The following is a 2,047-nucleotide window of genomic DNA, read 5'->3' as shown; positions in this document are numbered from 1 at the left end:
GGGGGAGACTGTCCGAAAACTATAGCCACGTAGGTTAGATTCGTTACCAGTCGTGTGATTTTGTTTGTTTTGTTATAGTTGTTTAACTCAGAATCGTCTTTATTCTCAAGTATTTTTCGTACCTTTATAGTAAATTAAGACGATAAGATATGGCATACAAGAAAGGTTCTGACAGGCGACAGAGGGTTCTTTTCCCAGACTGCATTGACGAGTATGTGGAGGCTGACGCTCCCGTAAGACTCTTTGATGCATTCGTTGACCGTCTCAAGATGGATGAACTGGGATTTATCCGCAGTACACCCGCTGAGACCGGCACTCCTGGTTACAATCCTCGCGATCTGCTCAAGCTATACATCTACGGTTACTTCTATCAGGTTCGCTCCTCACGCAAGCTTGCCCGTGAGTGCAAGTGTAACGTTGAGGTTATGTGGCTGCTCGGCAAACTGTCTCCAGACTTCCGCACCATCTCTGATTTCCGCAAGGATAACAAGGAGGCTATCACCAAAGTATATAAGGAGTTCAATAAGTTTTGCATGGGACTGAAGCTCTTTTCCAAGTCGTACATCTCCATTGACGGCAGTAAGTTCAAGGCTGTAAATGCCAAGGACAATAATCTTACGTTGAGCAAGCTCGATGACCGAATCAAGCGTCTTGACGAACACATCTCCATCTACATGGAGGAGCTTGACGCTTACGACCATGAAGAAGGACGCAAACTCTCAAAGGATGAGATTCAGCGCAAACTTGATGTATGCAAGGAGCGCAAGGAACGCTACGAGGGCTACCGAAATCAGCTTGAGGAGAGTGGCGAAAGCCAGATTTCTCTTACCGATACCGATTCCCGACTGATGAAAGCCAACGAGGGTTTCTGTGTAGGCTACAACGTGCAGACTGCTGTTGATGCCGAGAGCCACATGATAGCTGGTTTTCAGGTAACCAACAATCCTACTGACCACGGTCAGATAACCAACGTTGCTTCTGAGATAAAGGCTGATTACGATGTGCCAGTTCTTGAAACCACTGCAGACAAAGGCTACGAGTGTCCTGAGGATCATGCTGACGCACTGGCAAATGGTATCATACCTAACGTCATCCAGCGTGATGGTGGATGTACGGAGCAAGTCCAATTTGACTACAACGAAGCAACCATAACCGATGAACAGAAGGCAAGCACAAAGCCGGAAGACCTGAAAGCATGCTTGGAGGCAGGCGTAATACCTGATGTTTACGAAGGAATCCTGACCGATGCACAGACTGCTGAGGTCAAGGAATTCGCTACCGATGTTGTTGACTCCGCAGTACTGAAGATGACTCCCGAGCAGATGCGTGCCAAGGCTCTTGAAGGATACTTTGTAAGGGATGCCGAACGTAATCTTATCTATTGCCCGCAGGGTGAAATCCTCAGACAGAAGTCAATCAAACGAAACGGCATGATACGCTACTGCAACAAACTGGCATGCAAGAAATGCAAATGCAAGTGTACTGCCCAGAGGTTCAAGGAGGTTGACTTTAATAAGGATACATTGATAAAGGCTACCGAAGCCAAGCGCAAGCAACTCAAGGAAGAGAACAAGGACAAACCGAAACCTCCCAGAACGAAGGTAGTGAAGAAAGTCGTACGCTATGTCCTTCACCTTGACCAGAATAAAATGGACAATCGCAAATGTCTCTCCGAGCATCCTTTCGGAACCATGAAGCGAACTCTTGGACAATACTATTTCTTACTCAAAGGCTTTGCCAAAGTCAGTACTGAGATGGGCCTCTTCTGCCTATCTTACAACCTTCGTCGTGCCATAAGTCTCAGAGGTGTGCTAGCCCTTGTTGCTGCACTCCGATAAATTTATTTAGGGGAATCATATACCATCAAAAACACGCTCTAAGTATGCTCGTAGCGGCAATTTTTAGCCCTTATGACGAATTGTTTAACATAAACTGATTTTTTAAGATGAAAACTTATATGCCCTTAAATGGGCTCAGGTGGAGTCGCAATAGCGGCTCTGCCAACTGTGATATGCCTCAAAGTGCCGTTTTCGGACGGCCTGGGGGG

Annotated in this window: 1 protein-coding gene; it reads left to right on the top strand. The window is 46.5% G+C overall.

The genetic code is table 11. The annotated features are described in order from the left end of the window. The first annotated feature begins 149 nt into the window (after positions 1 to 149). Complete coding sequence (locus tag CIL02_RS08875; RefSeq protein WP_094401023.1) at positions 150 to 1,838, top strand: transposase; 1,689 nt, start codon at positions 150 to 152, stop codon at positions 1,836 to 1,838. The last annotated feature ends 209 nt before the right edge of the window (positions 1,839 to 2,047 follow it).

It is taken from the genome of Prevotella sp. P3-122 (assembly GCF_002251365.1).
GTDB lineage: Bacteria > Bacteroidota > Bacteroidia > Bacteroidales > Bacteroidaceae > Prevotella.
The sequence above is the reverse complement of the archived record's forward strand: the minus strand, read 5'-3'. Positions and strand labels throughout refer to the sequence as shown.

Coding starts and splice junctions, on each gene's coding strand:
- CIL02_RS08875 (WP_094401023.1), top strand. CDS start 150: ATGGCATACAAGAAAGGTTCTGACAGGCGACAGAGGGTTCTTTTCCCA.